Raw genomic sequence first — 25,171 nt, 5'->3', positions numbered from 1 at the left:
TCTCCCACTCCTTACTGGTTTGCTAGCTGTGGATCGATGAACGCTAATAATGCACTCACACCTACATAAGATAAACCTAAGAAAATAGCTAATGTTACATAAGTAGAGATTCTTTGTGAACGTGGAGATACTGTAATTCCCCAGCTGATGCAGAATGTCCATAGTCCATTTGCAAAGTGGAAAATTGTTGAAACAACACCAACTAAGTAGAATGCAAACATAGCTGGATTGTTTAAAATATCTGCCATCATATCATAGTTTACCTCTTTACCTAACATTGCTTGAATACGAGTTTCCCAGACGTGCCAAGAAATGAAGATCAGCGTAACGATACCTGAAATTCTTTGGAAAACGAACATCCAGTTACGGAAATAACCGTAAGAAACCGCATTGTTCTTAGCTGTAAATGCAATATATAAGCCATATATAGCATGGTACAGTATCGGTAAAAAGATGATGAAAATTTCTAGCGCATACCGGAATGGAAGGAGCTCCATAAAGCCTGCAGCTTTGTTAAAAGCCTCTGCTCCTCGTGTTGCAAAGTTGTTTACAATTAAATGTTGCGTCAAAAAGACACCAACCGGGATGACCCCCATTAATGAGTGCCACTTACGAAACGTATACTCGCGGCCTTTCATGTCCCCATTACCCCCCTTGAATGTTTGACTGCTGTTTTCAGATTAGTTTATGACAATAATGTTTTTTCACTATTGGCATAAGAAAAACTGAAAAAATTATTCGAAATATTTCAGCATAATTTGATACCAAGTTCATTTTACTCCTATTTTTGTCGAAGCGTCAAGAAAACGTATACATAATTTGCATATAATTTGCCAATTCTTTTTTTCTTCTTATATATTCAGATTTTCCTAAAGAAAAATCTGTTTTTATAAATGTGAAATGTTATATAATAATCCCTATAGAAAGAGGGGAATATTGTGAGTAAAAATACAATCGATACAACATCTTTAGAAGATGTTTCATTGAACGCCTTCGCTTATGAATTGCTACGTGAAGAATTACTACCTGATTTAATCGGCAACGATTTAGATGGTATTTTATACTGGTCTGGTAGAAACCTTGCAAGAAAATATCCGCTAGAAACAATTGAAGAAGTCATTCAGTTCTTTGAAAAGGCTGGCTGGGGCACTTTAAGCATTGTTGAACATAAGCGTCGTGAAATGCAGTTCCAACTTAAAGGCACACTCATCGCAGAACGTCAAAAACAAAAACGACATTCTTCTTATCAACTAGAAGCCGGATTCATCGCTGAACAAATCCAAAAGCAACGGAACGTCGTTGCAGAGTCATACGAAGAAAAGAAAAAACGTTCTGACTCTATTACATTTCTTGTAAAATGGGATATAAAAGATCTCATTGAAGTGTAAGCATTACCTACAGTCAACTAGACATATCAGTTTAGTTGACTTTTTTGTATTTTCATTCAGATGCATTTATTTTAAATCTTCAGAAATTATACCAAAAAACAGAAGACGTTGTAAACTACAACGTCTTCTTATCTGTTAAATACGTATAAATCGTCTCCGCGACATTTTTCGGCATACCCGCTTCGACAAATTCCTCTATAGAAGCTTCTTTCATCTTCTTTAATGAACCAAAATGTTTTAACAATACCTTTTTCCGTTTATCACCGATTCCTGGAATATCATCCAATGCTGATTGAATAACAGATTTCCCGTGTAATTGACGATGGAATGTAATCGCAAATCGATGCACCTCATCTTGAATACGCTGCAATAAATAAAATTCTTGGCTATTTCTCTCAAGCATCACAGGTTCCGGTGGATCCCCAATAATTAAATGGGAGGTTTTATGTTTATCATCTTTTACAAGACCTGCCATCGGAATATATAATCCGAGCTCATTCTCTAAAATATCACTTGCAGCCGCTAGATGGCCTTTTCCTCCATCAATAATAATCAAATCAGGTAAAGGTGAATTTTCTTTAAGCGCCCTTGTATAACGGCGCCTCACAACTTCTCTCATAGACTCATAATCATCTGGTCCTTGAACCGTTTTAATTTTATATTTTCGATACTCTTTCTTCGCCGGTTTCCCATCGATAAAAGCAATCATTGCAGAAACGGGATTTGTTCCTTGAATATTTGAGTTATCAAACGCTTCAATACGATATGGCGTTTCAATCCCAAGCTGCTTCCCTAAATGATCTACCGCTTTAATCGTTCGTTCTTCATCACGTTCAATTAAGTAAAACTTCTCTTCAAGAGCAATCTTCGCATTTTTATTTGCCAATTCTACAAGGTCTTTTTTCTTACCACGTTTCGGCTGCGTCGCTTCCACTTCTAAAAAGCGCTCTACTAATTCCGAGTCTATACTTCCTGGAACGACAATTTCCTTCGGCTTAAAATGACTACTGTTTTCATAAAATTGGCCGATAAACGTTAAAAAACCCTCTTCTGGTTCATCGTAAATTGGAAACATAGAAACATCACGTTCAATTAGCTTTCCTTTTCGAACGAAGAAAACTTGAACACACATCCATCCTTTATCCACTGCATATCCAAACACATCACGATCCACTAAGTCACTCATAATCATCTTTTGCTTTTCCATAATCGCATCAATATGAGCAATTTGATCACGCAACTCTTTTGCACGTTCAAACTCTAGTTTCTCTGAGGCCTCATACATTTTTATTTCTAGTTCTGAACGAACTTCTTTATGTCCACCATTTAAAAACTTAATAATTTCATCTACAATTTCTTTATTTTGTTCTTCCGTCACTTCTTTCACACAAGGCGCTAAACATTGACCCATATGATAATACAAACAAACTTTATCTGGCATATTCGTGCATTTCCGAAGTGGATACATACGATCTAGCAGTTTTTTCGTTTCATGAGCAGATTGTGCATTTGGATAAGGACCAAAATATTTCCCTTTATCTTTTTTTACGTTTCGAGTAATGAGTAAGCGAGGTTGCTTCTCCGCTGTAATTTTAATAAAAGGATATGTTTTATCATCTTTTAATTGAATATTATATTTCGGATCATATTTTTTAATTAGATTTAACTCTAAAATAAGTGCTTCTAAATTCGAAGAAGTTACAATATATTCAAAATCAACAATTTCTCCTACAAGCCGCAGTGTTTTCCCATCATGTGAACCAGTAAAGTACGAGCGCACACGATTTTTAAGCACTTTTGCCTTTCCGACATATATAACCGTTCCTTGCTTATCTTTCATCAAATAACAACCAGGTTGATCTGGTAAAATAGCCAACTTCTCTTTCAAATGTTCGTGCACTCGTCTCCCTCCATTTCTACATACTTAGCATTTTTATTTTCCCTTGAAAACATACTATGCCCAAACACCCAACATACGTTCTTTTATTGTAACGGAAAGACTGTAAAAAAGAAAATAAAAAAAGCTACCAAATGGTAGCTTTTTTTATTTTAGAAGTGTTTAGAAACTAATTCTACTAACGCTTCTTTCGGTTTGTAACCTAACGCTTGATCAACTACTTTACCGTCTTTTAATACGAAAAGAGCTGGAATGCTCATTACTTCGAATTGACGAGCAGTTTCTTGGTTTTCATCAACGTCTACTTTTACTACTTTTACTTTTTCGCCTAGTTCTGCATCGATTTCCTCTAATACAGGAGCGATCATTTTACAAGGTCCACACCAAGGTGCCCAGAAATCTAATAATACAACACCTTCGCTAGTTTCAGCTGCGAAGCTTTGGTCATTTGCGTTTACAATTGCCATTTTATTTCCTCCTTCAAGTATATTCTACCAAGAGTATATCATTAACTTATATACGTGGCGAATAATATGTATCGTTATGTATTGTAACAAAAAAATGTTCCTTTATACTATATAAAAATACGGATTAAATACTAAAAAGATGAGAGACAGGGGATCTCTCACCTTTTTCTATATATAGGGGTACTTCACTTGGAACTCAAGGGTACTAAAATCATGAATGTACTTTTAACTTTTTAAACTCTTCTGTTAAAAGAGGTACAACTTCGAATAAGTCACCGACAATACCGTAGTCAGCTACTTTAAAGATACTTGCTTCTGGATCTTTATTAATCGCAACGATTATTTTTGAGTTAGACATACCTGCTAAATGCTGAATCGCACCAGAAATACCACATGCAATGTATAAGTCTGGGGTAACAACTTTACCAGTTTGACCAATTTGTAATGAGTAATCACAGTATTCAGCGTCACAAGCACCACGAGATGCCCCAACAGCGCCGCCTAGTACGTCAGCCAACTCTTTTAATGGTTTAAAACCTTCTTCACTCTTCACACCGCGTCCACCAGCGATAATAACTTTCGCTTCAGAAAGATCCACACCTTCTGCCGTTTTACGGACAACATCTTGAATGATTGTACGTAAATCTTTCACATCAACTGTAATAGAAGATACGTCACCGCTGCGAGACTCATCTTTTTCCAGAGTTGCAATGTTATTTGGACGCACTGTCGCAAATAAGATGCCGTCTGTTACAATCTTCTTCTCGAATGCTTTACCAGAGTAAATTGGACGAGTGAAGATAACATTTCCACCTTCAACCTCTAAAGCAGTTACGTCAGAAATTAAACCAGCTTCAAGCTTCGCTGCTAATTTTGGTGATAAATCTTTGCCAAGTGCTGTATGTCCCAAGACAATACCTTCTGGATTTTCTTCAGCATGTACAGCTAAAAACGCTTGTGCATAACCATCAGATGTATATGATTTTAATTTATCATTTTCAACTGTCACAACGCGATCTGCACCGTAATGAATCAATTCATTTGCAAAAGAGGCAACGCTGTCTCCAATTAGAAGACCTACTACTTCACCGCCTTCTGCAATTGTTTTTGCTGCTGCTACCGCTTCAAAAGAAACGTTACGTAGCGATCCATCACGAACTTCACCCATTACTAATACTTTACGAGCCATAGATTTTCCCTCCTGCATATATAATTTCGTATTTTATTAGATTACTTTCGCTTCTGTATGGAGCAACGATACAAGTTCTTTTACTTGATCTTGCAGCTCGCCTTGTAACACTTTTCCTGCATCTTTCTTAGGAGGCAAATAGATTTCAATTGTTTTTGTCTTTGCTTCCACATCATCTTCTTCTAAATCTAAATCATCTAATTCTAATTCTTCTAGCGGCTTTTTCTTCGCTTTCATAATACCTGGAAGCGATGGGTAACGCGGTTCATTTAAACCTTGCTGTGCTGTTACTAAAACTGGTAATGAAGTTGCAATCACTTCTGTATCACCTTCAACATCACGCTCAATCTTCACATTTGTACCGTCAATTTCAAGTTTTGTAATTGTCGTTACATACGGAATATTTAACGCTTCAGCTACGCGTGGTCCTACTTGTCCAGATGCACCATCAATTGCAACGTTTCCGCCTAAAATTAAATCTGCATCTTTATCTTTTAAATATTCAGCAAGCACTTTTGCTGTCGTGAACTGGTCACCATTTTCTACGTCATCTTCAATATTAATTAATACAGCTTTATCACAGCCCATTGCTAATGCAGTACGAAGTTCTTTCTCACTATCTTCGCCACCGACTGTTACAACTGTAACTTCTCCACCTTGTGCGTCTCTTACTTGAATTGCTTCTTCAATTGCATATTCATCGTAAGGGTTGATGATGAATTCCGCTTCGCCATCGTAAATTGCACCGTTTTTAATTACGATTTTTTCTTCTGTATCAAATGTTCGTTTCATGAGTACGTAGATGTTCATTCCATTTACCCCCTTGTTTTTCAGAAAGATTCTATCAATTTTAATTTTCTGTTAATTTATATTAAAAAAATAATTGAACTACCTGCCACTAAATGAAGGTTTACGCTTTTCTAAAAATGCAGCTACACCTTCTCTTCCATCTTCACTCGTAAATACTTCACCAAAAATCTGTGATTCACGTTGTACACCTTCATAGTAATGAGACGATTTTGTCGTTTGCAATAACTCTAGTACAGCACGAGTTGTTGCTGGACTTTTTCCAGCAATTTGTTTTGCAACTTTAAGCGTATCATCTAAAAGAGATTCTTCAGAGAACAATCCGTTAACAAGTCCCCACTTTAATGCTTCTGCACCAGTAATTGGTGTGCTTGTTAACATCATTTCACAAGCTTTCGCTTTCCCAACATAACGTGGTAAGCGCTGTGTACCTGCAAAGCCAGGAATTAATCCAAGTGTTAATTCAGGTAAACCAAGTTTTGCACTTTCAGTTGCAAAGCGCATGTGGCAAGACATAGCAAACTCAAGGCCGCCGCCCAGTGCCGCTCCATGAATTGCCGCAATAACTGGTTTTGAACATTTTTCAACACGCTCAAACGTAACTTGTCCAAGCTGTGCTAATTCTGTTGCTTGCTTCGCTTCAGTAACAGATGTAAATTCTTTAATATCTGCTCCCGCTGAGAAGAAACGTCCTTCACCATGAATAACAACAACACGAATGTTATCATCCTTTTCCACTTGATCAATTAATTCAGTAACGTCATGCATAACTTGTGAAGACATCGCATTCGCTGGTGCGTGATTTAACGTCGCCACCGCGATATGATCTTCAACTCTTACAGATAGGAATTTCAACATGATCCCTCCCATTATTGACGATAACCACAAGCTGCAATAAGTAGCCCGTGTACCGTTTTTGAAAGTGCGACCAGATCATACTTATGATCGCTCATTACCCAATTGGTCACAACTTCATCCACTGTTCCAAAGATCATTTGTCTTGCCACGCGAACATTTAAATCTGCTTGAAATTCACCTTGTTTTATACCAGTCTCTAAAATCTCATCCATAACTTGTAAGTAGCCTTTTAATACTTCATTTATTTTAAGGCGCAAGTCTTGATTGGACTGCCTCAGCTCTAATTGCGTAACGATAGCAAGAGGATCATTTTGCGACAACAGCAAGAAGTGCGTTTCTACCAACATGAATAACTTCGATACAGCGCTTTCAATTCCTGCTGTTTTTTGACGAATTGTTTCGACAAATTCTCCCATCTTCTCTTGGAATAAGGATATTAATATATCTTCTTTATTTTTAAAATATAAATAAATCGTGCCATCAGCTACCCCAGCTTGCTTTGCGATTTTAGAAACTTGCGCTTGGTGGTACCCATTCTCCGCAATCACAATGACTGCCGCATCAATAATTTGATTGTATTTCGGTCTATTTTTCTTCACTTTACTGTCCCCTTCAAGAAGATGACTGAATGAATAGTCATTCATATTCTTATAATACTGACTATTTAGAAAAGTGTCAATCCTATTTTTTCAAAAAGAAAGGGCCTTAGCCCGTTTGCTCATCCTCATTCTTTCTCTTCTCTTCATCTATTAGAACACGGCGCAAAATTTTCCCTACTGTCGTTTTCGGCAATTCATCTCTAAACTCATATACTTTCGGCACTTTATAAGCCGCTAAATATTTACGTGCAAACTGATTTAATTCTTCCTCAGAGCACTCCGTACCTTCTTTTAACACAACAAATGCTTTAACTGTCTCTCCTCGGTACGGATCTGGAACTCCAATTGTCACTACTTCTTGCACTTTTTCATGCTCATATAATACTTCTTCAACTTCACGAGGATACACATTAAATCCACTCGCGACAATCATATCTTTCTTGCGATCTTTTACATAGAAAAATCCATCTTCATCCATGTAGCCAACATCACCTGTATGGAGCCAGCCATCTTGCAATACAGCCGCTGTTTCCTCTGGCTTATTCCAGTATCCTTTCATAATTTGAGGACCTTTCACTACAATTTCCCCTATTTCTCCTGGCGGTAATGCCTCACCAGTCTCAAGTGACATAATGATTGCTTCTGTATCTGGCCACGGAACTCCAATGCTACCTGGCACTCGCTTTTCCCATAAAAAATTACTATGTGTAACTGGAGAGGATTCTGTTAAACCATATCCCTCTACTAGTTTACCACCTGTAACTGTTTCGAACTTTTCCTGTACTTCTACTGGCAGTGGTGCTGATCCACTAATACAAGCACGAATAGAAGAAATATCGTATTCTTTTAAAAGTGGGCTATTTAAAAGAGCGATATAAATAGTTGGTGCCCCTGGAAATAGTGTCACTTTATGCTTCTTAATCGCTTCAAAAACCATTTTCATATCAAACTTTGGAATAAGGACCATTTTGTATCCTTGCATAACACTCAAATTCATAACAGCCGTCATGCCGTACACGTGGAAAAATGGAAGAACCCCAAGAACGACTTCTTCTCCTTCTTTGCAATTATATAACCATTGAACTCCCATTAACGTGTTAGAGACGAGGTTTTTATGCGTTAACATAACGCCTTTCGGAAATCCGGTTGTTCCTCCTGTGTACTGTAAAAGAGCTAGATCATTTTCAGGATCACAAGGCTCCTCAACATCCGTATTCACTTCTTTTTCTACTGAATTCCAAAGATGAATCGTTTCACTCTCTGATACTTTCACAACTAAATTTGACTGTTTTTTCTGCACAAATGGATACAATAGATTTTTAGGGAATGGTAAAAAGTCCGCAATACGAGTTACGATAATATGCTCAATTTTTGTAGCAGATTGAACATTCGTTACTCTTGGAAACACTAAATCGAGACAAAGAATTACTTTTGCTCCCGAGTCATGAAGCTGATATTCTAATTCTCTCTCTGTATACAGTGGATTTGTTTGTACTACGATACCTCCCGCAAGTAATGTGCCGTAATAACCAATTACAGCTTGCGGACAATTCGGCAACATAATAGCAACTCGATCACCCTTTTCCACACCGAGCTTTTGAAGATAATTTGCAAACCTCTTCACCTTATCATGGAAGTCCGAAAACGTAATATCCTTCCCTAAAAAGTGAAGCGCTTTCTTTTCTGGGTAGCGAGAAGCCATCTGTTCTACATATCTATGAAGCGGCTGAATATCATAAGAAATCGTACTCGGAATTTCCTCTGGATAACTTTTCAACCATGGTTTTTCCACCTTCATTCCCCCTTCAAATACATAAAAATAAATGAATGTTCATTCATGATGGTTATTTTCATTATATTATAGTCACCATAGCGTTACAATCATAATATTCTGACTTTTGTATAACTATGCTTTACTTCATTAACTTCTTATTATATGTAGAAACTCTCTTAATCTTAAAAGAGTAAGAGAGTTATAGTTTAACTTAATCTTATTATCGTTAACACTGCTCCTGGAGTAGTTGTTGATAATGTTGCGACAGCTAACAAACCAAATAATTGCAAGCTAATAGCATCTCCTGCTGCAAGAGTTGTAATGATTGTTGCACTAAATGATGTGGTTGCTACCGCAGGAGCATTAATCGTCCCAGCAAGTGCCCCTCCATTAATTGTAATCCGTGAACTGACTAATAATGAAGCCGTTATATTAATTGTATATGAAATATAATAATTACCAGCATTTGCAACCGTAAATACTGTGTTTCCACCAGAAACAGTAATTCCTGGACCGATGTTTTGATTATTTGGAAGCGGGACATTCGTTCCACCAAGAACTACAGATATCGCTGTTCCCGACGTATTATTTGCAAATGCATATGTCGCCGTGATACTTGTACCTGTTGCTCCGGTTGGACCTGTTGAACCCGTTGATCCCGTTGGACCTGTCGCTCCCGTCGGACCTGTTGATCCTGTTGAACCCGTTGATCCCGTTGGACCTGTTGATCCCGTCGGACCTGTTGATCCCGTTGATCCTGTTGGACCTGTTGAACCGGTTGAACCCGTTGCTCCCGTTGGACCTGTTGATCCCGTCGATCCTGTTGAACCTGTTGCTCCCGTTGATCCTGTTGGACCTGTTGCTCCCGTTGGACCTGTTGGACCTGTTGAACCGGTTGAACCCGTTGCTCCCGTCGGACCTGTTGAACCCGTCGGACCTGTTGCTCCCGTTGGACCTGTTGATCCCGTCGATCCTGTTGAACCTGTTGCTCCCGTTGATCCTGTTGGACCTGTTGCTCCCGTCGGACCTGTTGATCCTGTCGCTCCTGTTGGACCTGTTGAACCCGTCGGACCTGTTGCTCCCGTTGGACCTGTTGCTCCTATTGGACCGGTTGAACCCGTCGGACCTGTTGCTCCCGTTGGACCGGTTGAACCTGTTGAACCCGTTGAACCGGTTGAACCCGTTGATCCCGTTGGACCTGTTGCTCCCGTCGGACCTGTTGCTCCCGTTGGACCTGTTGAGCCTGTTGAACCCGTTGGACCTGTTGCTCCTGTTGATCCCGTTGATCCCGTTGGACCTGTTACTCCCGTTGAGCCTGTCGCTCCCGTTGGACCTGTTGAACCTGTTGAACCTGTTGAACCTGTCGCTCCCGTTGGACCTGTTGCTCCCGTTGATCCTGTTGGACCTGTTGCTCCCGTCGGACCTGTTGAACCTGTTGAACCTGTCGCTCCGGTTGAACCTGTTGAACCCGTCGGACCTGTTGAACCCGTTGGACCTGTTGATCCCGTCGATCCTGTTGGACCTGTTGAACCCGTTGGACCTGTTGATCCCGTCGGACCTGTTGAACCCGTCGGACCTGTTGCTCCCGTTGGACCTGTTGCTCCCGTTGGACCTGTTGATCCCGTTGGACCTGTTGGACCTGTTGGACCTGTTGAACCGGTTGAACCCGTTGCTCCCGTTGGACCTGTTGATCCCGTCGGACCTGTTGAACCCGTTGGACCTGTTGATCCCGTCGGACCTGTTGATCCCGTCGGACCTGTTGCTCCTGTTGAACCCGTTGCTCCTGTTGCTCCCATTGCTCCCGTCGGACCTGTTGAACCTGTCGCTCCGGTTGGACCTGTTGAACCCGTTGCTCCTGTTGAACCCGTTGCTCCCGTTGGACCTGTTGGACCAAGCTTAGGGACTGTCCCATCACAACTAAAACAACACGAATCAACATGTACACCATTTTGATTATTACAACTACAATATCCATTTGTATTATTGAGCCATGAAGACATGTTGATTCCTTCCTTCAAATTCAATCTTATAAGTACAAGTAAGAAATTAAAAAACATTTATCAAATCAGACCGAAAGCTTTATTCAGTGGAGATAAATATAGATTTATCCCGTACATTCTAATAATTATTACATGCGATACTATCTCCTTTTGCTTGTACTTTCGCCTCTCTAGTTAAATGAAATTCCTTTTCTAAATTCTTCATACACATATGGATTTTAATCTTACATAACGATATTCGTATAATTCGTTATTTTTCAGCAAAATTTTAAAAATATAATTACGAATAAAAAACTTATTTTGGGAAAGAAGATGAAGAAAATTCTTAGTATTTTCATGGTTGTTCTTCTATTCGCTGTTGAATGCGGACAGCAAAAAAGAGGAGAAAAAGGTAACAACGATAGAAGATAAAAAGCAAACTATAACAATTAAACATACTGAAGGGGAAACAAAATTAGATAAACCGGCGAAAAAAGTTGCTATACTTGGAACACCTTATTTCTTATGGTTGATGAGGAAAAGTGGGAAGAAAGTTAATTAAAAGACGGCTTCATATATGTGAAGCCGTCTTTTCCTATTATGGCAGAAAATTAATATAGGCTTTGTACATAATATATATAACAAGTAAATACATGATTATATTGAATACACTTCGTTTTAAAGTTAACTTTCTCTTTAATTTCTTATCTTGTAATCTCAATTCTATTCCATTTGCTATTTTCAACCTACCTACTATTTGAAATAACTCTCTGTAATCATCAGCATTTCCCAATAATACGTATTCCTTATCATTTTTATACTTTATATGCAGAAACTCGCTTCCACCTTTACGGTCTAATATTGTTTTCATATAAGCTACTTCATTCAATACACATACCTTTAAATCAACTTCATTATAATAACGATCCATAAAAAACACATACAACCGTTTATTTGTAACGATTAACACATTATTAATACCGAAGTTCATTGCAAGAACGCCTACCCCTAATGTCATGGCTGTGCCTGTCTGCCAATTTTTCACATGATGATTTTCGGCAAGCATACTATATAAAATCTCTTCGCTTCCCTGTAACTCTTCTTGTACAACCTCATAACAACGTTTCATTAAAATTGTTTTGGTTACAGTTTCTTTTGTACGATCTATTTTCGTTTTATCTATTTTCTCATCATTTCTATAATCATCTACAAAATTATCGCTATACTGTAAGTTATTTAATTCCTGAAGTAACTTTTCTTTATTCATTGCTTTTCCCCCCCAACAGCTTCTTCAATTTCTTTCTCCCTCTTGACAGCCTGCTATATACCGTATCTCGTGTCATACCGAATTCAAGCGCTATTTCTTGTACGCTATATTCATCTAAATACCTTTTTATAAAAATTTTCTTATCTTCTTCATTCAATTCTTTAATTAAAACGTAAAAATTATAATCTCTCTCTTCTTTTGTTAAATTGACATTTTTTCTATCTTCATATCTTTCTTGCTGAAACTCTTGTAATTGATAAGCCTTATTACTTTTTCGTTTATAATCAATGGCTTTAAACTTAGCGACAGATATAAGCCAGTTTCTAAACTTCCCACGATTTTCATCATAACTACTAATGTTGTACCAAACGATTAATAAAATATCGTCAACACATTCATCCACTAACACCTTACTATGTGCCGTATCTAAAATACTATGAACTACCTTATAAATTAAATCTCCATATCGATCAATCGCTGTATGTAATGCTAACATATCTTGTTTTCGAAGACCTTCTACTATTTCTATATCCTTCACCCTTATCACCACTCTTTATCCCATTCTTTATTCATTATATATACGAATGAGCACATTCGTTTCCTGACACTTTTACAAATATTTTCTAATTGTTTTCATATTGTAGCAATGCTTAATTAATTATTTCTTGTGGAACAGGGATTATATTATCTCTCACGAATTTAATCTATGAACAAAAATAGGAGGGATAACTATGTACCAAACAATTGAAGGCTTTTTACAATCATGGACATACGAGGCTGAGTCTACTCAGAAAATGCTTGATTCATTAACCGATGCATCTTTATCACAGGAAATTGCACCTGGGCACTGGACGTTAGGAAGAATTGCTTGGCACATCGTGACGGCAGTTCCTGTGATACTATCTGGCACAGGGCTAAAGTTTGAAGGAGAAACGAAAGATTATCCTGTTCCAACTTCTGCAAAAACAATTGCAGATGAATACCGTAAAGTAAACGCGGCTTTTGTTGAAACACTTCAAAGTAAATGGACTGATAAAGACTTAGCTACTATTAATGACTTCTTTGGTCGCCCTATGCCGAATTCTATATTTTTAATGACACTCATTAATCATCAAAATCACCACCGCGGACAAATGACGGTTTTAATGCGACAAGCTGGCTTAACAGTTCCTGGCGTATATGGCCCCGCAAAAGAAGAATGGGCTGCGGCTGGAATGGAAGCTCCTAAAATGTAACGACAAAAAAGACAAGATGTTTACATATCTTGTCTTTTTCTGTAACTTGTTTCATGTGAAACTATTTTTTCTTAATAGTTGTTTTATGGAAAAGATAGGTTAAAATGAATACATACTATGAAGAGGAGTAACCAAATTGAATACAAAGAATAAAAAAATAGCTATGGGCACTATTTTATTAACTTCTATTATTGGAGTTATTAGTGTATCTCTTTATTTCACCTATTATGGTACCCCTTGGGGAAAACAAGCAGCAATTACGGAATCAAAAGAATATATTACAAAATATTTTAATCTAGATGCAGAAGTCAAAAACACTTCTTACGATGCTAAAATGAATAGCTATGCAATCGCCTTTGAAACAAGTGGAGACGGAGAGTTTACTATCGAATATAAAAGTCCTAATAACTTTAACATTTCTCCAGGAGTGCAAGAGTATTTAAGTAAACACTATAAATTTACAGAGTAGTACCGAAGCATACATATACAAAAAAAGAGTTGGTGTAACGCCAACTCTTTTTTTATTTATTCTTGTCAAACTGTTATATCTTCCTTCTCTATATTTTTAATTCCGTAATATGCAATCACAGCTCCAATTGCTGCGAGTGCTAGTTGAAGGGGAAGTAAAGTTGCTGTAGGAAACTCTGGGTTGGTATTCATTGCAATTGCTACAACGATAAGAGATGAAACAATTGTAGTTGGCACTGAACGTTTACGCATTCCGAAATATAATGGGATTAAACTCATCCCCGCAGTTGCAATGGCTAAAGGAACTAGTTTTATTCCTTCTTGCACCAATTGATCTACTGTGAATGAATGAGGAAGAATTGAAAAACAACTATCTATCCCAAAGAAAATTCCTACTACTAAAATGTTAGATACAATAACTGTTATAAATGTTACTATCGCTGTAATAGCCAACTTACTAGCCATCATTTTCTTTCGATTAATGGGATAAGAAAACATGAGTAGTATTGTTTTATTTTTATATTCGTCAATTATTAACCTTGCTATTAATACACTACCAAAAATAATAAATGTTGCTCTTACTACTGTACTAGCCATTAACAAAATCATCTGCGGATCTCTTATTTCTGGATCTCCTTCTATTTGTGCAATGAAACTAACAAAGATTAATAATGCCAGTATAATAATATTTGCAATAACTGCTCCCCTCACATACCATCCAAACTTAAATTTCTTCAATTCTAACTTCATAAGACGTAGCATGATATTCCTCCTTCCTCCTTGGACTTAATCAATATAAATGACTCCTGTTTCACTTAAAATCTTCGCTTCATTTTTTGCATCACCAATCGTTCCTACTTTTATTTTGTCTGTATTTTTATCTTTCTTAAGTCCTTTTAAATCCACTATTACGTCAGCCGAATTACTTTTAGCCATAAGCTTCAATGATGCAGGGACACCTTTATACCGTACGCCAATATCACCTGATTTTGTTTCTATAAATAATGATTTTCCTTCTGTCATATCTTTCAGTAATACTTCCCCAGATGTTGATGTGATGTTCATATTTGAGTTACTTACATTTGTTATATAGTTATCACCAGTCGTAGACTTTATATTTAATTCTTGTACTGAACTACCTTTTAAAACTAACTCTCCACTTTGCGATATAAATTCACCTTTCTCGGCTGATAGTCCTGTAATCATTTCATCTCCAGACTTGCCTTTTGTCATGATATTTTTTACTACTATATCTCTTATTTTCACATCACCCGATTTATTATTTACTACAATTTTATCTATTTCTTTCTTCGGAATAGCTATAGATATACTATTTTTCTTCCTAAACGTGAAACCATTAAAAAATCTGTTCATCTTTTGTTTTTGCTTAATCACAATTTTATTTTCATCATTTTCTATTTTGACAGGATCTATCTCTTTATCTGCTTGTTCACCTTGAGCGAAAATTACTATTTTATTAGCGTCTGTACTTTTAAATTCAAGATTCCAGTTTTCATTATCTACTTCTATTTCTTTTATATTATTTATCTCAAAAGACTTTTCTTTCTTAAAATCTTTCCCCTGAAATACCTTAATACCAAAAACTACACTAGCAATTGTAATGAATAATATTGCAATTACTATTATCTTTTTCACCATTCATACCCCAGTTCATTGTTGTTTTAAGCTTGCTTCACACCACATCAATCTTATCGATTTTACGATATGAAAGATAACTGATGAAAATTCCTAATAAACAGAGCACTATTGGGATAGCTATAAAATTAAACAGACTTACTTGACCGTTTCCAGGACCAAAGTTACTACTAATTAGCATTCCGATTATTACTGCAGAAGTAATTGTTGTGGGTGTCGATTTCTTTCTCATCCCAAAAAATAAAGGAATTAAACTTATACCAGATATCATAAATGCACTTATAAAAGTAGTTGGAACGATAGATATTATTTCACCTATCGTAGCTGGTGTTTCAATCAGTCCCATCATTGGACTCACAAAATATACAAGCAAACTGATACTGAAAGTAGCGATAATCGTGCTCACAAAACAAAAACAAAAAACAATTGTTAATTTCGCCCTCATTAGCATTTTCCTTTGCAGCGGGTACATAAACGATAATTGCATCGTTTTGTTCTTATACTCATCAATTACTAAACGTGATAAAATGACCGAACTAAAAATAATGAATGTTATCCTAATAAAAGTGTTTATTAAAACCATTTGTTGCGTGAAGTCAAAGAAGAGCACGTCTCCCTCGGCTTTCATTCCCAACGCCATAAGGCTTACTGCAGCGAAAATTGCTATAATACAAATTGCTACCCCTTTAAAGTAACTAGATAATTTATGTTTCTTCCATTCGAGCTTCATTAATCTAAGCATACAAACCACTCCTCCATTCTTTATATAACTGTCTTTATGCTGCTAACATTCTAATTCCAGCAGTAACGAAGCTTAACATTCCTATTACTATTAGAATTAACAACCATTTCCGCTCAGGTTTTCTATAATATAAAATCCCACTTATGAACATTACGATCAATCCACTTAGTAGATTCACTAACAATCCATTAAGCATGAATGCCCTCTCCATCCATTACATTTAAGAAATATTCTTCTAAGGAACTATGTTTCTTATTAATACTTTCAATTTCCACATCGTTCATAATAAGTGCTTTTGAAATGGCCTGCTGAGACGCTAACGTATCATACACACGAATCATGGTTCCACTCATTATTTTGTAGTTTTTTATACCAAGTTTATCTTCTAAAATATAAGCTGCACGTTTCACATCAGGAACAGTGATTTCAATGTACTCTGTTTGTTTTCCGTTAATACTCTTCATTGAAACTTCTTTTATTAGTTTTCCATTTTGAATCACACCAATTGTATCGGCCATTAGTTCCATTTCACCTAAAATATGACTAGAAACTAATAATGTAATGCCATATTCTTTGCAGAGCATTTTAAATAAGTCTCGTAACTCTTTAATACCAATTGGATCTAAACCGTTAATTGGTTCATCTAAAATGAGCAATTCTGGCTTTGTCACGATTGCTCTTGCAATACCGAGTCGTTGTTTCATTCCTAATGAAAAATCTTTTACTTTTTTATTATCTACCCCTTGTAGTTTCACTAAATGTAAAGCATGGTCAATTGCATTTTTATCGTAGTAGCCCATGTATTCACAATGTAGGTCTAAGTTTTCTTTCGCCGTTAATTTATCATAAAAGATTGGGTATTCAATAATTGTCCCCATTCTTTTTAATACTTCATAAGATGTATCTGTTAATTTCTCACCGAAGATTTCAATATCACCACTCGTCGGTTTTATTAAATTTGTAATCATTTTCATAATCGTTGTTTTACCAGCACCGTTTGGTCCTAAAAAACCGTAAATTTCTCCTTTTTTCACATGCATGTTAACACCGGAAATAACTTCTTTCCCTTTAAACACCTTCGTTAACTGGTTTGTTTTTAATATATATGTCATGTTACTTTCCCCTTTCGCAATACTCTATATTTCTATAATAGACAACGGAAATCTCTTTTTTCTTACCCGTTTCTTACAAATTCCTTACGCTGAAAAAAAGCTTGTAGAATCTACTGCTCTACAAGCTAAAACTGTATCTTTATTAATGCAATTGTAAAAATTGTTTTTTCATACGGTTTACTAGAAAGATGAATTTTTCCGTCCATCGCTTCCACAAGCCGTTTCGTAATCGTTAATCCTAGACCGCTTCCTTGGTACAATCTATTTCTTGAATCTTCAAGTGTGTACATACGCTCAAACACTTTATCAATATGAGATTCATCAATCCCTTTTCCTTTATCCCATACATCTATATACACGCCCGTGTCATCATCTCTTAACGTCATACCGAGTGCCTTTCCATCGTCTCCATATGTAATTGCATTTGATATTAAATTATTCAATACCCTACCTAATACTTCTACATTTCCAAGTGCATATATATTTCTTTCTGGTATATCAATATGAACCTGAAAACCTTTCGTCGTCACTAAATCATAAAATGATAAAATCTTCTCGCGGCAAACTTCATTCATATTTATTTTTGTCATTTCAATTGCTTTGTCACCAGATTCTAATTTCGCTAAATCAAAAAACTTATGAATTAATTCCATCACTTCTAGTGTTTTCGTATGCACTTTCTCAAGTAATATTTGTTGTTCTTCTTTGTTTATCGTTTTATCCTTATTTAACATTTCTGTATATCCAAGAATAACTGTTAGTGGTGTTTTCAAGTCATGCGAAATATTTGAAAGCATTTTTCTCATCGAAATTTCTACTTTTGCATGATCTGCATTCGTTTTCTGTTTTGCATCTAATAATTGATTAATCGCCACTAATAATTTTTGCAATTCTAGATCATCTGTCATAACGAGTAACGTCTCACCTGTTTTTTCATTTACAATACTTTCTAACTTTTCATATGTGTATCGTAAATTTTTACTACTATTTTTTCTCATTTTATATTGCATATAAATAACACATAACAATATAAAAATAATACCTATTAACAAATTGATCATATTACATCACTTCCAGCTTATAGCCGATGCCCCATAGCGTTTTAATATATTCTGGATTAGATGGATCACTTTCGATTTTCTCACGCAATCTTCTCATATGAACATTAATAACGTTATCGTCACCGTAATACTCTTCATTCCAAACTAACGTATATATTTGCGCTTTCGTAAATACACGATTTTGGTTCTTTACGAATAGCTTTAAAATCTCAAATTCTTTTAAAGTAAGTTTGAGAGGCTTCCCGTTTTTTTCTACAGTAAAATTAATTGGATCAATTGTTAAATCACCAATTTGAATCATTTTTTCTATTGTTTCTGTAGCCGAGTATTTCGTAGACCTCCGAATACCTGCTTTTACACGTGCAGCCAATTCAATCATAGAAAACGGCTTACAAATGTAATCATCTGCTCCAAGTCCTAATCCAACAGCTTTATCAACATCTGTATCTTTTGCCGACATCATTAAAATCGGAACTGCACTTTTTTCTCGAATGATTCGTACAACCTCTAAGCCATCTAGCTTTGGCATCATAATGTCAAGGATAATCAAATCAAATGAACCTTTTAAATATGTGTTCACGCCTTCTTCTCCATCAGACGCAATCGTAACTTGAAAGCCTTCCTTTATTAAATACTTTTCCACCATCTCTTGAATTGAGATATCATCTTCAACTAATAAAATATGATGTGACATATGTCTATCCCCTTTTTACAAACGTTAACAATCCAATTGTATCGTAACTACTACAGACTGGAAACAATTATATGAATTTTCAAACCAACTTCCCTTCCTTCCTTAACAATGATATGATGAAATTCACTACGATTGTTCATAATTAACTTTATATAAAGGAGACTTATCATGTCAGAAAACAAAAAAGTAAGCTTAGCTGATTTAATGCGTGAACAACTTGCTAAGAAAAAGCAAGGAAATGGAAATGGTCAAAATGCAAAAAATCAAAGCCAAGAAACAAAAAAATTACAAAACCAACAAACAAAGAAAACAAACAACCAACGTAGACGTACAGGTGTATAAATGAACGGACAAAAACGTTCTAATATCGCCCCCGGTCTTGAAGTTGATATTGTATTAAAACAAGATCAACGAACAGGCAAATTAACACGTGGAATTGTAAAAGATATTTTAACAAACTCCCCTTCCCATCCGCATGGCATTAAAGTGCGATTGCAGGACGGGCAAGTCGGTAGAGTACAAAATATCGTTCAATAAGAAAAGGAGCTCAAGTAAACTCGAGCTCCTTTTCTTTATTAACCTTTAATTTTCTCGATGAAAACTACTTTTAAGTAGTCTCCTTCTTTAAATTGATCAATGGTACGGAAATCTTCTGGTAAAGAATGTTCTTCTAATATTTTATATTTGCCATTCATTTCTTTAAAGGCTGTATCGATAAAGCCTTTAAACTTTTTCATATCGAATGCGCTACAATTTGTAGAAGCAACGATAATACCGTTATTTTCTGTAATAGCAATTGTTTCTTTTAATAAATTTTTATAATCTTTTGCTGCACTAAATGTATATTTTTTTGAGCGTGCAAAGCTTGGAGGGTCAAGTACGACCATATCAAATTTCATTTTTTTCTTCGCTGCATATTTGAAGTAAAGAAATACATCTTCTACAATAATATCTTGCGCTTCATAATCAACTTCATTTACACTAAACTGCTCAATCGTTTTACTTAAACTACGATTTGCAAGGTCAACACTCGTCGTTTTACTCGCTCCGCCAAGCGCTGCAAATACAGAGAAAGCACCTGTATAAGAGAACATATTTAACACTGTTCTTCCTTTTGCATATTTATCACGAATTTGTTTTCGAACGTTACGTTGATCTAAAAATACCCCAACCATTGCCCCATCATTTAAATAAACCGCAAAGTTTACACCATTTTCTTTTACGATAAGTGGGAACTCGCCGCGCTCTCCTGCTACGAAATCATCCCCCTCAATATATTTCCCTTTCGTATCAAAACGCTTTTTCTCATAAATACCTTTAAAGTTTGCTACTTTTTGAAGAGCGGCTATAATCTCATCTCTGAAAGTATAAATCCCTTCACTATACCAACTTACTACATAATAGCCATCATAATAATCGATAATTAGTCCTCCAAGACCATCACCTTCACCATTCACCACACGGAATGCTGTCGTATCACTTGATTTGTAAAATTGCTTTCGTTTATGTAAGGCAGATTTGATTTTACTTTCAAAGAAAGATTGATTAATTTGTTCACTCTCTTTTCTCGTTAAAATCCAGCCGTACCCTTTATTTTGTTTTCCATAATAGCCTTTTCCGATAAATTGGTTCTTCTCATCTACTACTTTAATGATTGTTCCTTCTTCACGAACATCATTTAAATTTTGAATCGCATCTTTTAAAATAAGCGGATATCCACTTTTAATTTCTTTTATAAATTTCGGTTTTATTTTTACAGTTACTTCTGATCGCATATAATAACTTCCTTTCCATTTGCATGCTTTCTCTACAGGAAGCATTTAAAAAACGAGACTGAAAAAACAGCCTCGTTTCACTATACCATATTATTGCTTTGCTAGTACAACTCGCTCATTCTCTCGCTTAACTGCCACATATTTACTACATTTTGAACTGGAAATCTTACTGTCCAATATAATATAAAAAACTTTTATATTTCACATTTAGCATTGACAATGATAATGATTTTCATTATCATTTAATGTATATGAGTTCTCGAAAATAAAGGCTATATTTATAGGAGGAATAAACATGATTATCGTTACAAATACAGCTAAAATTACAAAGGGAAATGGATATAAATTAATTGAGCGTTTTAATAAAGTAGGTAAAGTTGAAACGATGCCAGGCTTTTTAGGTCTAGAAGTTCTTTTAACGCAAAATACAGTTGATTATGATGAAGTAACAATTAGCACTCGCTGGAATGCAAAAGAAGATTTCCAAGGTTGGACAAAGAGCGCTGCATTTAAAGATGCTCACTCACATCAAGGCGGAATGCCAGAATATATTCTTGATAATAAAATTGCTTACTATGATGTAAAAGTTGTACGTATGCCAATGGCTGCAGCACAGTAAAAACAGTCCTTTTTTAAAGTATAGAATATGAGAAGCGTTATCTATCACTTCTCATATTCTATACTTTTTTCTTTAATTTCTTTTTATTAATTTTGCGTGTACAACTAGCCTTCCAGCCTCTGGATCAAGCGCATAGTCACAAGTAGAAAGTGTTACGATTTCATCATTAGCCGTCAATTCCGTATCCGTTTTGTACAGTGATTTTTCTTGAATTTCCTTTAAGAACGATGTATATGCTGCATCATTTTCAAAATCCGTTTCAATGTAATAAAAGTCCGTTGTTGTCGTGTATACTGAAAAAACTTCCACGTCGTATCCTTCAAATAATGTATCGTAATATAATTTACGATGAGACATAAAAAAGTCTTCATCCAACATCTTTTTTAAACTACCAAACATAGAACCGTCTTTCATACGATGGCCATATAAAATCGTATTTCGATTTTGAGATTTCACATCATTACGATGGTCCATAAAAATGCTTCCCGCTCTCATATCTTCACCTTTATAATTACGAAATAAATAGTAATCATTATCTTTTGCTTGAACGATTGGATAATTAATTTGTGTATCATCCATCGTAATCCATCCGACTATCTCTGGATTAATTTTCTGGAGATCCTGAAACTGTTTACGTACCTCTCCATCTTCTGATTTTTCTTCCATTGGACTTCTTTTATAAATATGTTGTGCCTCAGCCATTACTTTACGATTTTCATAATAATCCATGAAAATCCCGCCCAACTCATACATTGAATAGAAAAAGATTCCTAAAAACACAATTGTAAGTATGCGTTGAAAAAAAGAATTCTTTTTCCGTCCTTTCTTACTATTCAAATTATCACCTCAAAACGGATTATGCTCAGCCTTTAGATTCCCATAGGTACCATGTACAATCCGGTATCTTCATCCTGCTTTACAATGACATCTACACCATATATTGCTTTAATCATTTCTTCTGTTATTACATCATTAGGATTACCTTTCGTAATGATTTCTCCATCTTTCATAACGATAATATGGTCGCTATAACGAATGGCTTGATTAATATCATGTAATACCATTACAATCGTTAGTCCATGCACTTCATTTAACTCTTTCACTAACTCTAATATTTCTAGCTGATAGTAAATATCTAAATATGTGGTCGGCTCATCTAAGAAGAGCATTGGTGTATTTTGAGCTAATGTCATTGCGATCCAAACTCGCTGCCTCTCTCCACCAGATAAAGCATAAATTGGCTTATCACGCTTACTTTGTAAATTCGTACATACTAGCGCACGCTCAATCGCTTCTCTATCTTCATCTGTTTGCGGAGAGAATATATTTTTATATGGCATACGCCCGAAGCTTATTAGCTTTTCCACTGTAATATCTGCTGGAGCCTCATTTTGTTGATGGACAACCGCTAGTTTTCTAGCAAACTCTTTCGGTTTATATTCACTAATCGCTTTCCCATCAAGTATTACTTCTCCACTGCTAGGAGCGTGGTTTCTAGACATGACACTAAGTAATGTTGATTTCCCACATCCATTCGGTCCAATGATTGTTGTAATTTTCCCAATTTCTATTTCACTACTAACAGACTTTAATCGATTTGTTACGTTATCGTATGAAAAGGTTACATTTTTAATTTCCATGAACTTTATCACTCTTTCCAAGCAAGAATATTAAGAATGGACCACCAATAACCGCCATAATTGTTGCTGCTGGAATTTCGTTAGGTGGCACAATTAACCTTCCAATCGTATCTGCCGTCAAAATTAATAACGCCCCTGCAAGAGCAGAAAATGGAATTAATACTTTATGGTCTGAACCGACTAATTGTCTTGAAATATGCGGAACTAGTAATCCTACAAAAGCAATAACACCTGCAATCGCTGTTGATACTGCCGCTAAGAGTACTGCAATGGCAGAAATAATAAGACGAACTCTCGTCACGTGCAAGCCTAAGTTTTTCGCAGTCTTATCTTGTAGCGATAATAAGTTACACCAAGCTCCTACGAACAGAGCAAGAATAAGACCAATCGTTCCATAAGTCACCATTATTTCTACATCGCCCCACGTCTTCATTGTTATGTTAGAAGTCGTCGTTTGCTTAATACTCTTAATAAAATATCCACAAATCGTAACGAATGATTCATTTAATCCAGTAAACATTGCATTAATGGCAATACCAATTAAAATAATGCGAAGCGGGCTTAATCCTGATTTCCATGAAAACGAATAAACGAGATAACATGCAAGCGCACCACCTAAAAAGGCGAATACGGGTGTCCAGAAAAAGAATTGCGGGAACAACGTAATAATAACGAGTGTCATAAAACTTGCTCCTGAAGATATACCGATTACCCCAGCATCAGCGAGTGGATTTTTCATAACAGCTTGAAAAAGCACACCTGAAACAGCGAGAGCCGCTCCAGTGAACAACGCAATAATAATACGCGGAAAACGTAAATCTTTAATGACTTCAACATCTTCATTTCCACCTGTAAATATCCCTTGTACAAGTTCAACAATACCTACTTCTAAACTACCTTTCATCGCTGACAATGATGTCATAACAATAAGCAATGCAGTAACAATGAGGAAACTCCAAGTTTTTTTATTCATTCTACTCTTCCTTTATATTAAAATGCATCACGGATACATCATTTTTTTCAATTCATCTAATGCTTCAATTGCTGCTAAATTACCTGTCGTTCCAAATAAACGCTCTTCTAAATCGTAAACACGGTTATTTTTAACCGCAGCAAAGTGTTTCCAAATATCATTTGTTTTAAATTCTTTATCAAACATTTTTACAACTTCATCAGGCATACCATGAGCTGCTCGTAAAATAATATCTGGATCAGCTTTCTTTAAATACTCTGTATTAGAAGCTAAATATTCTACTTGTTCACCTTGCACAATATTTTTACCACCTAGTTGTTTCACTAAATCTCCAATATAAGAATGCTCTGTTGCTACTAAATAACTTCCCGGCACACCTAATAAAATAAGCACTGTCGGTTCTTTCTTTCCTTTTACTTCTTTTTGAATGCTAGCAACCTTTTTATCTAATTTAGTTACTACTGCTTCGGCCTGTTTTTCACGCCCATATTTCTTACCTAAATCGCTAATAGAACTTTGCATATTTTTCAAACTCGTTAAATCTAAAAAGTTTGCTTTCATACCCACACCATCAAAAACTGGCTTTAATTCATATTCAAGTGTTGTCACAGATAACACTTCTGAAGGCTTTAATGACTTTACCTTTTCCATATCTGGACTCATTGGATTCCCAACTTCAGGTAAACCTTTATATCGCTTCGGTAAAGTTTTAGAACTTGTTGGAACGCCGACTAAATCTACTTCTAACGCATCCATAATTTCAGTAACAGCCACTGTTGTTGCAACAACGTGCTCTTTACTTTCACTCTTTACCTGCTTTGCTGATTCTTTTTTTGGTGATGAGCACCCGGCTATACCCATTAACAAAATGATAGCCATTAGTACACTTGCAATTTTCTTCACTCTCAATCACCACTCCTTTCCATACAATATGAAACAAGTCTTGATGCACGCGAACATGCATCAAGACT

Annotated in this window: 29 protein-coding genes and 1 pseudogene; 7 read left to right on the top strand and 23 right to left on the bottom strand. The window is 35.9% G+C overall.

The window, feature by feature from the left end; translation table 11 throughout:
* Positions 1-11: 11 nt before the first annotated feature.
* The gene (gene sdhC, locus QCI79_RS19145) at positions 12-638 is read right to left on the bottom strand and encodes a succinate dehydrogenase cytochrome B558 (protein WP_000678354.1); all 627 of its coding nucleotides are present in this window, start codon (positions 636-638) and stop codon (positions 12-14) included.
* Between the two features lie 300 nt (positions 639-938).
* Here sdhC and QCI79_RS19140 point away from each other — a divergent pair, with 300 nt between their 5' ends.
* Positions 939-1,388, top strand: coding sequence for a YslB family protein (locus QCI79_RS19140; RefSeq protein WP_000042226.1), 450 nt, complete (start codon positions 939-941; stop codon positions 1,386-1,388).
* 115 nt (positions 1,389-1,503) lie between these two features.
* On the opposite strand, the gene uvrC is transcribed toward QCI79_RS19140, so the two are convergent.
* From uvrC to QCI79_RS35035, 8 genes are all read right to left on the bottom strand, one after another.
* Positions 1,504-3,288: an excinuclease ABC subunit C gene (gene uvrC, locus QCI79_RS19135; protein WP_000544296.1), complete on the bottom strand. Its 1,785-nt coding sequence runs from the start codon at positions 3,286-3,288 to the stop codon at positions 1,504-1,506.
* 149 nt (positions 3,289-3,437) lie between these two features.
* Positions 3,438-3,752 carry a thioredoxin gene (gene trxA, locus QCI79_RS19130; protein WP_001018943.1) on the bottom strand — a complete coding sequence of 105 codons (315 nt, stop codon included), beginning with the start codon at positions 3,750-3,752 and terminating at the stop codon, positions 3,438-3,440.
* Positions 3,753-3,963: 211 nt separating this feature from the next.
* A complete protein-coding gene (gene etfA, locus QCI79_RS19125) occupies positions 3,964-4,941 on the bottom strand; it encodes an electron transfer flavoprotein subunit alpha (protein ID WP_000101949.1) in 978 nt (325 codons plus the stop codon).
* Between the two features lie 36 nt (positions 4,942-4,977).
* Positions 4,978-5,751 (bottom strand): electron transfer flavoprotein subunit beta, encoded by a 774-nt coding sequence (etfB, locus tag QCI79_RS19120; RefSeq protein WP_001029028.1) that lies wholly within the window; start codon positions 5,749-5,751, stop codon positions 4,978-4,980.
* Between the two features lie 78 nt (positions 5,752-5,829).
* A complete protein-coding gene (locus QCI79_RS19115) occupies positions 5,830-6,606 on the bottom strand; it encodes an enoyl-CoA hydratase (RefSeq protein WP_000911292.1) in 777 nt (258 codons plus the stop codon).
* 11 nt (positions 6,607-6,617) lie between these two features.
* Positions 6,618-7,205: a fatty acid metabolism transcriptional regulator FadR gene (locus QCI79_RS19110; protein ID WP_000742223.1), complete on the bottom strand. Its 588-nt coding sequence runs from the start codon at positions 7,203-7,205 to the stop codon at positions 6,618-6,620.
* Positions 7,206-7,311: 106 nt separating this feature from the next.
* Positions 7,312-8,997 carry a long-chain-fatty-acid--CoA ligase gene (locus tag QCI79_RS19105; RefSeq protein ID WP_000414742.1) on the bottom strand — a complete coding sequence of 562 codons (1,686 nt, stop codon included), beginning with the start codon at positions 8,995-8,997 and terminating at the stop codon, positions 7,312-7,314.
* Between the two features lie 188 nt (positions 8,998-9,185).
* A complete protein-coding gene (locus QCI79_RS35035; protein ID WP_042991575.1) occupies positions 9,186-10,979 on the bottom strand; it encodes a collagen-like protein in 1,794 nt (597 codons plus the stop codon).
* 312 nt (positions 10,980-11,291) lie between these two features.
* On the opposite strand from QCI79_RS35035, the pseudogene QCI79_RS19090 reads away from it, so the two are divergent.
* Positions 11,292-11,478 (top strand): annotated as a pseudogene (locus QCI79_RS19090) (ABC transporter substrate-binding protein); the annotation flags it as partial.
* Positions 11,479-11,556: 78 nt separating this feature from the next.
* Here the strand turns inward: QCI79_RS19090 and QCI79_RS19085 are convergent.
* Positions 11,557-12,225, bottom strand: a complete 669-nt coding sequence (locus QCI79_RS19085) for a hypothetical protein (protein ID WP_001031137.1) — start codon at positions 12,223-12,225, stop codon at positions 11,557-11,559.
* Complete coding sequence (locus QCI79_RS19080) at positions 12,218-12,772, bottom strand: sigma-70 family RNA polymerase sigma factor (RefSeq protein WP_002101375.1); 555 nt, start codon at positions 12,770-12,772, stop codon at positions 12,218-12,220. The genes QCI79_RS19085 and QCI79_RS19080 overlap by 8 nt, the downstream gene beginning before the upstream one ends.
* Before the next feature lie 184 nt (positions 12,773-12,956).
* Between QCI79_RS19080 and QCI79_RS19075 the strand changes: the two genes are divergently transcribed.
* Both QCI79_RS19075 and QCI79_RS19070 read left to right on the top strand, forming a co-directional pair.
* Positions 12,957-13,460 (top strand): DinB family protein, encoded by a 504-nt coding sequence (locus QCI79_RS19075; RefSeq protein ID WP_000284977.1) that lies wholly within the window; start codon positions 12,957-12,959, stop codon positions 13,458-13,460.
* Between the two features lie 136 nt (positions 13,461-13,596).
* Positions 13,597-13,929: a YfjL-like protein gene (locus tag QCI79_RS19070; RefSeq protein WP_001093292.1), complete on the top strand. Its 333-nt coding sequence runs from the start codon at positions 13,597-13,599 to the stop codon at positions 13,927-13,929.
* A gap of 65 nt (positions 13,930-13,994) precedes the next feature.
* Here QCI79_RS19070 and QCI79_RS19065 read toward each other — a convergent pair whose 3' ends face one another.
* The 7 genes from QCI79_RS19065 to QCI79_RS19035 all read right to left on the bottom strand — a co-directional run bounded on the left by QCI79_RS19065 (position 13,995) and on the right by QCI79_RS19035 (position 19,193).
* The gene (locus QCI79_RS19065) at positions 13,995-14,690 is read right to left on the bottom strand and encodes an ABC transporter permease (protein ID WP_000945179.1); all 696 of its coding nucleotides are present in this window, start codon (positions 14,688-14,690) and stop codon (positions 13,995-13,997) included.
* Positions 14,691-14,714: 24 nt separating this feature from the next.
* The gene (locus QCI79_RS19060; protein ID WP_000239297.1) at positions 14,715-15,587 is read right to left on the bottom strand and encodes a DUF4097 family beta strand repeat-containing protein; all 873 of its coding nucleotides are present in this window, start codon (positions 15,585-15,587) and stop codon (positions 14,715-14,717) included.
* A 34-nt stretch (positions 15,588-15,621) separates the two neighbouring features.
* Positions 15,622-16,326 carry an ABC transporter permease gene (locus QCI79_RS19055; protein ID WP_000945212.1) on the bottom strand — a complete coding sequence of 235 codons (705 nt, stop codon included), beginning with the start codon at positions 16,324-16,326 and terminating at the stop codon, positions 15,622-15,624.
* A 34-nt stretch (positions 16,327-16,360) separates the two neighbouring features.
* Entirely contained in the window at positions 16,361-16,522 is a 162-nt protein-coding gene (locus QCI79_RS19050) for a hypothetical protein (RefSeq protein ID WP_000931763.1), read from the bottom strand.
* Complete coding sequence (locus QCI79_RS19045; RefSeq protein WP_000221066.1) at positions 16,515-17,438, bottom strand: ABC transporter ATP-binding protein; 924 nt, start codon at positions 17,436-17,438, stop codon at positions 16,515-16,517. The genes QCI79_RS19050 and QCI79_RS19045 overlap by 8 nt, the downstream gene beginning before the upstream one ends.
* 125 nt (positions 17,439-17,563) lie before the next feature.
* Positions 17,564-18,499 carry a HAMP domain-containing histidine kinase gene (locus tag QCI79_RS19040; protein WP_000609140.1) on the bottom strand — a complete coding sequence of 312 codons (936 nt, stop codon included), beginning with the start codon at positions 18,497-18,499 and terminating at the stop codon, positions 17,564-17,566.
* 1 nt (position 18,500) lies between these two features.
* Positions 18,501-19,193 carry a response regulator transcription factor gene (locus QCI79_RS19035; RefSeq protein WP_000018029.1) on the bottom strand — a complete coding sequence of 231 codons (693 nt, stop codon included), beginning with the start codon at positions 19,191-19,193 and terminating at the stop codon, positions 18,501-18,503.
* Between the two features lie 168 nt (positions 19,194-19,361).
* Here QCI79_RS19035 and QCI79_RS19030 point away from each other — a divergent pair, with 168 nt between their 5' ends.
* Together QCI79_RS19030 and QCI79_RS19025 are read left to right on the top strand one after the other, a co-directional pair.
* A complete protein-coding gene (locus QCI79_RS19030) occupies positions 19,362-19,535 on the top strand; it encodes a hypothetical protein (RefSeq protein WP_001293578.1) in 174 nt (57 codons plus the stop codon).
* Positions 19,536-19,730 carry a YwbE family protein gene (locus QCI79_RS19025; protein WP_001014310.1) on the top strand — a complete coding sequence of 65 codons (195 nt, stop codon included), beginning with the start codon at positions 19,536-19,538 and terminating at the stop codon, positions 19,728-19,730. It begins immediately after the preceding gene.
* A gap of 38 nt (positions 19,731-19,768) precedes the next feature.
* Here QCI79_RS19025 and QCI79_RS19020 read toward each other — a convergent pair whose 3' ends face one another.
* Positions 19,769-20,968 (bottom strand): class I SAM-dependent rRNA methyltransferase, encoded by a 1,200-nt coding sequence (locus tag QCI79_RS19020; protein WP_001255971.1) that lies wholly within the window; start codon positions 20,966-20,968, stop codon positions 19,769-19,771.
* Positions 20,969-21,263: 295 nt separating this feature from the next.
* On the opposite strand from QCI79_RS19020, the gene isdG reads away from it, so the two are divergent.
* Entirely contained in the window at positions 21,264-21,587 is a 324-nt protein-coding gene (gene isdG / locus QCI79_RS19015) for a heme oxygenase (RefSeq protein WP_000587826.1), read from the top strand.
* 72 nt (positions 21,588-21,659) lie between these two features.
* On the opposite strand, the gene srtB is transcribed toward isdG, so the two are convergent.
* From srtB to isdE, 4 genes are read right to left on the bottom strand one after another with little or no spacing between them, the layout of a single operon-like run.
* Positions 21,660-22,424, bottom strand: coding sequence for a class B sortase (gene srtB / locus QCI79_RS19010; RefSeq protein WP_001086121.1), 765 nt, complete (start codon positions 22,422-22,424; stop codon positions 21,660-21,662).
* Positions 22,425-22,456: 32 nt separating this feature from the next.
* Positions 22,457-23,227, bottom strand: coding sequence for an ABC transporter ATP-binding protein (locus tag QCI79_RS19005; RefSeq protein ID WP_000403760.1), 771 nt, complete (start codon positions 23,225-23,227; stop codon positions 22,457-22,459).
* Positions 23,217-24,200 carry a FecCD family ABC transporter permease gene (locus QCI79_RS19000; protein ID WP_001036847.1) on the bottom strand — a complete coding sequence of 328 codons (984 nt, stop codon included), beginning with the start codon at positions 24,198-24,200 and terminating at the stop codon, positions 23,217-23,219. The genes QCI79_RS19005 and QCI79_RS19000 overlap by 11 nt, the downstream gene beginning before the upstream one ends.
* Before the next feature lie 27 nt (positions 24,201-24,227).
* The gene (gene isdE, locus QCI79_RS18995; RefSeq protein WP_002101379.1) at positions 24,228-25,109 is read right to left on the bottom strand and encodes a heme ABC transporter substrate-binding protein IsdE; all 882 of its coding nucleotides are present in this window, start codon (positions 25,107-25,109) and stop codon (positions 24,228-24,230) included.
* Between the last annotated feature and the right edge of the window lie 62 nt (positions 25,110-25,171).

The organism is Bacillus cereus group sp. MG1 (genome assembly GCF_040460035.1).
Lineage (GTDB): Bacteria > Bacillota > Bacilli > Bacillales > Bacillaceae_G > Bacillus_A > Bacillus_A cereus.
This window is presented reverse-complemented; position numbering and strand designations above follow the sequence as displayed.

Bases quoted from the DNA above. Each gene is read 5' to 3' on its own strand.
- etfB (WP_001029028.1), bottom strand. From the start codon at position 5,751: ATGAACATCTACGTACTCATGAAACGAACATTTGATACAGAAGAAAAA.
- QCI79_RS19115 (WP_000911292.1), bottom strand. From the start codon at position 6,606: ATGTTGAAATTCCTATCTGTAAGAGTTGAAGATCATATCGCGGTGGCG.
- QCI79_RS19065 (WP_000945179.1), bottom strand. From the start codon at position 14,690: ATGCTACGTCTTATGAAGTTAGAATTGAAGAAATTTAAGTTTGGATGG.
- QCI79_RS19035 (WP_000018029.1), bottom strand. From the start codon at position 19,193: ATGTCACATCATATTTTATTAGTTGAAGATGATATCTCAATTCAAGAG.
- QCI79_RS19000 (WP_001036847.1), bottom strand. From the start codon at position 24,200: ATGAATAAAAAAACTTGGAGTTTCCTCATTGTTACTGCATTGCTTATT.
- QCI79_RS19005 (WP_000403760.1), bottom strand. From the start codon at position 23,227: ATGGAAATTAAAAATGTAACCTTTTCATACGATAACGTAACAAATCGA.
- etfA (WP_000101949.1), bottom strand. From the start codon at position 4,941: ATGGCTCGTAAAGTATTAGTAATGGGTGAAGTTCGTGATGGATCGCTA.
- QCI79_RS19055 (WP_000945212.1), bottom strand. From the start codon at position 16,326: ATGCTTAGATTAATGAAGCTCGAATGGAAGAAACATAAATTATCTAGT.
- QCI79_RS35035 (WP_042991575.1), bottom strand. From the start codon at position 10,979: ATGTCTTCATGGCTCAATAATACAAATGGATATTGTAGTTGTAATAAT.
- trxA (WP_001018943.1), bottom strand. From the start codon at position 3,752: ATGGCAATTGTAAACGCAAATGACCAAAGCTTCGCAGCTGAAACTAGC.
- QCI79_RS19040 (WP_000609140.1), bottom strand. From the start codon at position 18,499: ATGATCAATTTGTTAATAGGTATTATTTTTATATTGTTATGTGTTATT.
- QCI79_RS19085 (WP_001031137.1), bottom strand. From the start codon at position 12,225: ATGAATAAAGAAAAGTTACTTCAGGAATTAAATAACTTACAGTATAGC.
- isdG (WP_000587826.1), top strand. From the start codon at position 21,264: ATGATTATCGTTACAAATACAGCTAAAATTACAAAGGGAAATGGATAT.
- QCI79_RS19030 (WP_001293578.1), top strand. From the start codon at position 19,362: ATGTCAGAAAACAAAAAAGTAAGCTTAGCTGATTTAATGCGTGAACAA.
- sdhC (WP_000678354.1), bottom strand. From the start codon at position 638: ATGAAAGGCCGCGAGTATACGTTTCGTAAGTGGCACTCATTAATGGGG.
- QCI79_RS19060 (WP_000239297.1), bottom strand. From the start codon at position 15,587: ATGGTGAAAAAGATAATAGTAATTGCAATATTATTCATTACAATTGCT.
- QCI79_RS19025 (WP_001014310.1), top strand. From the start codon at position 19,536: ATGAACGGACAAAAACGTTCTAATATCGCCCCCGGTCTTGAAGTTGAT.
- QCI79_RS19020 (WP_001255971.1), bottom strand. From the start codon at position 20,968: ATGCGATCAGAAGTAACTGTAAAAATAAAACCGAAATTTATAAAAGAA.
- QCI79_RS19045 (WP_000221066.1), bottom strand. From the start codon at position 17,438: ATGACATATATATTAAAAACAAACCAGTTAACGAAGGTGTTTAAAGGG.
- QCI79_RS19075 (WP_000284977.1), top strand. From the start codon at position 12,957: ATGTACCAAACAATTGAAGGCTTTTTACAATCATGGACATACGAGGCT.
- QCI79_RS19050 (WP_000931763.1), bottom strand. From the start codon at position 16,522: ATGCTTAATGGATTGTTAGTGAATCTACTAAGTGGATTGATCGTAATG.